Here is a 6,711-nt window from a genome sequence, read left to right on the forward strand (position 1 = left end):
TACGGGTGAGGGCACCCGCGAGGGTGCAGTGAGACGGCCCGGTGCCGTGGGACGAGTGGATGCCGTGGAACGGGCGGGTGCCGTGACAGGGGACGGCTCCGTGACAGGCCACGGAGCTGTCGCACGGGCCGGTGCCGTGGGATCGGTCGGTGTCACGGCACCGGCCCGTGCCGACCGTGTCAGGGCCTGGGCCGAACTGCTGCGCCTTCCCGCCCTGTTCACCGTCCCGGGCGACGCCCTCGCCGGCGCTGCCGCGACCGCGGCGCACGCCAACCCCCGCACCCTGCTCGCCATCTGTTCCTCCCTGTGCCTGTACGAGGCCGGCATGGCCCTCAACGACTGGGCCGACCAGGACGAGGACGCCGCCGAACGCCCGCATCGGCCGATCCCGTCCGGTCGCATCCTCCCCACCGCGGCTCTCACCGCGGCCTGCGCCTTCACCGGCGCGGGACTGTCCCTGGCCGCCTGCGCCGGCCGCCCCGCCCTCGCCGTGGCGGTCCCGCTGGCCGCCACCGTCTGGGCGTACGACCTCGTCCTGAAGCACACCCCGGCGGGCCCCCTCGCCATGGCGGCCACCCGCGGCCTCGACCTCCTTCTGGGCGCCGCGGCGACGACGGGTGGGAGGGGTGGAAGACTCGGGAGAGATGTCAGGGACTCAACGGGACGTGCCACCAAGGGGGTTGGTCAACCGGCCGTCCCCGCCCAGAGCTTGACGTCCACCACCCCGCCGGGCGCCGCTTCCGGCGTCCGCCGAGCCCTCCCCTCCGCCGCCCTGTTGAGCGCACACACCCTCGCGGTCACGACCGTCTCGCGCCGGGAAACGCAGGGCGGCTCATCCCTGGCCCCCTTGGCCGCCCTGGCCACGACCGCCGTACTGACCCGTCGCCTGACACACCCGCCCACCGGGCCGAGCACCGCTCTGAGCGCCACGGGGAGCGGTGGACAGGGCGCCGGCTCGGGCCTCCCCGTGCCCGCCGCCCGCGTCCTACGCACGGCTCTCGCCGCCGCCTACGCCGCGACCGCCGCCCGCCCCTACTTCCACGCCGCCCTCAACCCCTCACCCCCGCTCACCCAACGAGCCGTCGGCGGTGGCGTCCGCGCCACGATCCCCCTCCAGTCCGCACTGGCTGCCCGTTCCGGCGCGGCCGCCACCGCGCTGCTCACCGCCGCCCTGGCCCCGCTCGCGGCGAAGTTCGCGAGGAAGGTGAGCGTCACATGACCTCCGAACCCCTCCGCCCAGCGACCGGCGAGACCACGGCCCGGCCCACCCAGGGCGACCACCCGCGGAGCACCGCACCCGCCGCACCCACCGAGAACTCCGGCCCCGTGACCCTCACCGCCGAGCCCACCGCCGAGCCCCCCGCCGTCCCCTTCCTGTTCGGCTACGGCACCAACGGGCTCGCCGACCTCCGCCTCGACGACGCTCTCGCCCTGCTCGCCGACCTCGGCTACGACGGCGTCGGGCTGACCCTCGACCACATGCATCTCGACCCGCTCGCCCCGGACCTCCCCGCCCGCACCCGACGCCTGGCGCACCGGCTGGACGCGCTCGGGCTGACCGTGACCGTGGAGACGGGCGCCCGCTATGTGCTCGACCCGCGCCGCAAACACGGTCCCTCTCTCCTGGACCCCGAACCCGACGACCGCGCCCGGCGCGTCGATCTGCTGCTGCGCGCGGTGCGGGTCGCCGCCGACCTCGGCGCCCACGCCGTCCACTGCTTCAGCGGGATCACCCCGGCGGGCACGGACGAGGACACCGCGTGGAATCGCCTCGCCGAGGCCCTCGCCCCCGTCCTGGACGCGGCCGCCGAGGCCGGCGTCCCCCTCGCCGTCGAACCCGAACCCGGTCACCTCCTCGCCACCCTCGCGGACTTCCACCGACTGCGCCGCACCCTCGGCGACCCGGAACCCCTCGGTCTGACCCTCGACCTCGGCCACTGCCAGTGCCTCGAACCCCTGCCACCCGCCGACTGCGTACGCGCCGCCGCTCCCTGGCTGCGGCACGTCCAGATCGAGGACATGCGCCGCGGCGTCCATGAACACCTCCCGTTCGGGGACGGGGAGATCGACTTCCCGCCCGTACTCTCCGCCCTGGCCGCCACCGGTTACCGGGGCCTGACCGTCGTGGAGCTGCCCCGCCACTCCCACGCGGGCCCCCACTTCGCCGCACTCTCCCTCCCGTTCCTGCGACACGCAGCCGCGCCCTCCCGAGGGAGCACCCCGTGACCCACGCGCACGCCCGCCCGGCGTCCCCGGCAGCCGGCACCCTGGGCGCCCTCCTCGCCCACACTCCGCCCTCCCACGTGTACCGCCACGTCGTCGCCGGTCTCGGCGACGCCGCCCGCGCCTGGCTGGACCGGGCGCTCGACGAGGCCGCCGCCCACCCCGGCGCGCACGGGCCCGTCACCGCGTGGGAGCTGCGGCTGGCCGAAGCCGGACGCCGCTGCGGCCCGGAGTACGCCGACGCCGCCCGTGTCCTCCTCCTGCACGCGGCCCGCGCCGACCCGGACGCCCTCACCCGCGTCTACCTCCAGGGCACCGCCGCCGAACGCCGTGCCGTCCTGTACGCGCTGCCCCACCTGGTGCCCGGCCCTCAAGCGCTCCCGCTCGTCGAGGACGCCCTGCGCACCAACGACACCCGGCTGCTGGCCGCCGCCGTCGGCCCGTACGCCGCCCGACACCTCCCCGCCCACGCCTGGCGGCACGCCGTCCTGAAGTGCCTGTTCACCGGCGTGCCCGTGGACGAGGTGGCCGACCTGGACCGGCGCGCCCACGCCGACGCGGAACTCGCCCGGATGCTCGGCGCCTACGCCGACGAACGCACCGCCGCGGGCCGTCCCGTCCCCGCAGACCTGCACCGCGTCCTGACCCTGACCGGCCCCACGCCCACGCCGCCCGCCGGCCCCGGCACCCGCGGCCTCGACGGCAAGGAGTCCTGATGCGCCTCTTCGACCCCCACATCCACATGACGTCCCGCACCACCGACGACTACGAGGCCATGCGTGCCGCCGGCGTCCGAGCCGTCGTCGAGCCGTCCTTCTGGCTCGGCCAGCCGCGCACCTCGCCCGCCTCCTTCCTCGACTACTTCGACTCCCTGCTCGGCTGGGAGCCCTTCCGCGCCGCCCAGTACGGCATCGCCCATCACTGCACGCTCGCCCTCAACCCCAAGGAGGCGAACGACCCGCGCTGCGTCCCCGTCCTCGACGAACTGCCCCGGTATCTCGTCAAGGACCAGGTCGTGGCCGTCGGCGAGATCGGCTACGACGCGATGACCCCGGCCGAGGACACCGCCCTCGCCGCTCAGCTCCAGCTCGCCGCCGACCACGAACTGCCCGCCCTCGTCCACACCCCGCACCGCGACAAACTCGCCGGCCTGCGCCGCACCCTCGACGTCGTCCGGGAATCCGCCCTGCCGCCCGAACGGGTGCTGCTCGACCACCTCAACGAGACCACCGTCAAGGAGGCCAAGGACAGCGGCTGCTGGCTCGGCTTCTCCGTCTATCCGGACACCAAGATGGACGAGGAGCGGATGGTCGCGATCCTGCGCGCCTACGGCCCCGAACAGGTCCTGGTGAACTCCGCCGCCGACTGGGGCCGCAGTGACCCGCTCAAGACCCGCGAGGTCGCCGACCTGATGCTCGCCGAGGGTTTCACCGACGACGACGTCGACCGGGTGCTGTGGCGCAACCCGGTCGCCTTCTACGGACTCAGCGGCCGCCTCGTCCTCGACGTCCCGGGCACACCGGCCACCCATGAGGGCAACTCCGTCCTGCGCGGCGCCCCCGCAGACGACGAGCCCGAGCCGACCGGCGCCACGACACCGGGGGAGTGAGCCATGCGTTTCCGGCACCCCGACGGCTCCACCGTCCACCTCGCCTACTGCACCAACGTCCACCCCGCCGAAACCCTCGGCGGTGTCCTCGCGCAACTCCGCGACCACTGCGAACCCGTGCGCCGCCGCCTGGGCCGCGACCGCCTCGGCATCGGCCTGTGGCTCGCCAAGGACGCCGCGCACGCCCTCGTCACCGACCCGTCCGCCCTGCGCCGGCTGCGCACCGAACTCGACCGGCGCGGCCTCGAGGTCGTCACCCTCAACGGCTTCCCCTACCAGGGCTTCGGCGCGGAAGAGGTCAAGTACCGCGTCTATCAGCCGGACTGGGCCGAGCCCGAGCGCCTGGAGCACACCACGGCGCTGGCCCGCGTCCTGGCCGGACTCCTCCCCGACGACGTCACCGAGGGCAGCATCTCCACCCTCCCGCTCGCCTGGCGCACCGCCTATGACGACGGACGCGCCGGGAAGGCCCGCACCGCCCTGCGCACGCTCGCCGAACGCCTCGACGCCCTGGAGGAACTCACCGGCCGCTCCATCCGCCTCGGCCTCGAACCGGAACCCGGCTGTGTCGTCGAGACCACCCACGACGCCCTCGCCCCGCTGACCGCGATCGGCCACGACCGGATCGGCGTCTGCGTCGACACCTGCCACCTCGCCACCTCCTTCGAAGACCCGCACACCGCCGTCGACGCGCTCGTCCACGCCGGCCTTCGCGTCGTCAAGTCCCAGCTGTCGGCCGCCCTGCACGCCGAACACCCGCACCTCCCCGAGGTTCGCGCGGCCCTCGCCGCCTTCGACGAACCCCGCTTCCTGCACCAGACCCGCACCGCCACCGCCGCCGGCCTGCGCGGCACCGACGACCTGGGGCAGGCCCTCGACGGCGACGCCCTTCCCGACGCGTCACCCTGGCGGGCCCACTTCCACGTCCCCCTGCACGCGGCCCCCGCCGCGCCCCTCACCTCCACGCTCCCCGTCCTGAAAGCCGCACTGACCCGGCTCGTCGGCGGCCCGCACCCCCTCACCCGCCATCTGGAGGTCGAGACCTACACCTGGCAGGCCCTCCCACCCGAGCTCAGGCCCCGCGGCCGGGCCCAGCTCGCCGACGGCATCGCCGCCGAACTGGCGCTGGCCCGCGACCTGTTGACCGACCTCGGCCTGAAGGAACTCCCATGAGCAGCCCCGCTTCCCCCGACGCCGGTCCCGACGCCCACACCCCGCCGCCCCCCATTCCGGGCAGCCCGCCTCCCGTGCCCCTCCTCGTGCTGGACGTCGTCGGCCTCACCCCCCGTCTCCTCGACCACATGCCCCACCTCAAGGCGCTCGGCCAGTCGGGCTCGCGCGCCCCGCTCGGCACCGTCCTGCCCGCCGTCACCTGCGCCGCCCAGTCGACCTTCCTCACCGGCACCCACCCGTCCGAGCACGGCATCGTCGGCAACGGCTGGTACTTCCGCGAACTCGGTGACGTCCTCCTGTGGCGGCAGCACAACGGCCTGGTCGCCGGCGACAAACTGTGGGACGCCGCCCGCCGCGCCCACCCCGGCTACACCGTCGCCAACATCTGCTGGTGGTACGCCATGGGCGCCGACACCGACATCACCGTCACCCCCCGTCCGATCTACTACGCCGACGGCCGCAAGGAACCCGACTGCTACACCCGGCCCGCAGCCCTGCACGACGAACTCACCGAGAAACTCGGCACCTTCCCCCTCTTCCACTTCTGGGGACCCGGCGCGGACCTGGTCTCCAGCCGCTGGATCATCGACGCGACCCGGCACATCCTGCGCACCCGCCACCCCGACCTGGCACTCTGCTACCTCCCCCATCTCGACTACGACCTGCAGCGCTTCGGCCCCGACGACCCGCGCTCCCTGAAGGCGGCCACCGACCTGGACGCGGCCCTGGCCCCCCTGCTGGACGACGCCCGCGCCGAGGGCCGTACCGTCGTCGCGCTCTCCGAGTACGGCATCACCCGCGCGGACCGCCCCGTCGACATCAACCGCGCCCTGCGCCGCGCAGGCCTGCTGGAGGTGCACACGCAGGACGGCATGGAGTACCTCGACCCGATGGCCTCTCGTGCCTTCGCGGTCGCCGACCACCAGATCGCCCACGTCTACGTCCGCCGGCCGGAGGACCTCGACGCGACCCGGGTCGCACTCGACGGACTGCCCGGCATCGGGCGACTCCTCGACGACGAGGGCAAGAAGGCCCACCATCTCGACCATCCGCGCTCCGGCGAACTCGTCGCCGTGGCGGAGCCGGACGCCTGGTTCACGTACTACTACTGGCTCGACGACGCCCGCGCGCCCGACTTCGCGCGACTGGTCGAGATCCACCGCAAACCCGGCTACGACCCGGTCGAACTCTTCATGGACCCGCTCGACCCCTATGTGAAGGTCAAGGCGGCAACGGCCCTGGCCCGCAAGAAACTCGGGCTGCGCTACCGCATGGCGGTCGTGCCGCTGGATCCCTCACCTATTCGCGGCAGCCACGGCCGCCTTCCCGCGAGCGACGACGACGGTCCGCTCCTCATCTGCTCCACCCCCCGCGCTGTCGGTGACCGAATCGCGGCCACCGATGTGAAAGCACTGCTGCTCCGCCTGTCCGGTCTGTCCTGACTGGTCACAAGTGAAGCACTCACCACTGACAACGGCCTTCGACACCGAGGAGTTCCACGCATGAGCCGCACCTCGCAGACCGACCCCGAACTCACCCACCGCCTCACCAGACGCGGCATGCTCGGCGTCGCCGCGGGCGCCACCGCCGCCGCCCTGCTCGGCGCGGCGGCTCCAGGCCGGTCTTGGCGTTGAAGCGGACCATGGAGGCCGGCAGCGTGACCGCGTCCGAGCCGGCCGGCTTCTTCGAGCGGAAGGTCCAGCTCG

6 protein-coding genes and 1 pseudogene are annotated in these 6,711 nt (G+C 73.9%); all 7 read left to right on the forward strand.

Translation table 11 applies throughout. From position 1 onward, the window contains the following. The first annotated feature begins 100 nt into the window (after positions 1-100). Positions 101-1,219 carry an SCO3242 family prenyltransferase gene (locus ACWD0J_RS24755; RefSeq protein WP_451498014.1) on the forward strand — a complete coding sequence of 373 codons (1,119 nt, stop codon included), beginning with the start codon at positions 101-103 and terminating at the stop codon, positions 1,217-1,219. Then, the gene (locus ACWD0J_RS24760) at positions 1,216-2,226 is read left to right on the forward strand and encodes a sugar phosphate isomerase/epimerase family protein (RefSeq protein ID WP_451498015.1); all 1,011 of its coding nucleotides are present in this window, start codon (positions 1,216-1,218) and stop codon (positions 2,224-2,226) included. Before ACWD0J_RS24755 ends, ACWD0J_RS24760 begins: the two co-directional genes overlap by 4 nt. Beyond that, the gene (locus ACWD0J_RS24765; protein ID WP_451498016.1) at positions 2,223-2,939 is read left to right on the forward strand and encodes an EboA domain-containing protein; all 717 of its coding nucleotides are present in this window, start codon (positions 2,223-2,225) and stop codon (positions 2,937-2,939) included. The genes ACWD0J_RS24760 and ACWD0J_RS24765 overlap by 4 nt, the downstream gene beginning before the upstream one ends. After that, complete coding sequence (locus ACWD0J_RS24770) at positions 2,939-3,832, forward strand: TatD family hydrolase (RefSeq protein ID WP_451498017.1); 894 nt, start codon at positions 2,939-2,941, stop codon at positions 3,830-3,832. Before ACWD0J_RS24765 ends, ACWD0J_RS24770 begins: the two co-directional genes overlap by 1 nt. A gap of 3 nt (positions 3,833-3,835) precedes the next feature. Next, positions 3,836-5,005, forward strand: coding sequence for a metabolite traffic protein EboE (eboE, locus tag ACWD0J_RS24775; RefSeq protein ID WP_451498018.1), 1,170 nt, complete (start codon positions 3,836-3,838; stop codon positions 5,003-5,005). Next, on the forward strand, positions 5,002-6,447 hold the full coding sequence (locus ACWD0J_RS24780; protein WP_451498019.1) for an alkaline phosphatase family protein: 1,446 nt from the start codon (positions 5,002-5,004) through the stop codon (positions 6,445-6,447). Before eboE ends, ACWD0J_RS24780 begins: the two co-directional genes overlap by 4 nt. A gap of 60 nt (positions 6,448-6,507) precedes the next feature. Continuing rightward, a pseudogene (locus tag ACWD0J_RS24785) lies at positions 6,508-6,618 on the forward strand (sugar phosphate isomerase/epimerase); the annotation flags it as partial. Between the last annotated feature and the right edge of the window lie 93 nt (positions 6,619-6,711).

Source organism: Streptomyces sp. NPDC003011 (genome assembly GCF_053591515.1).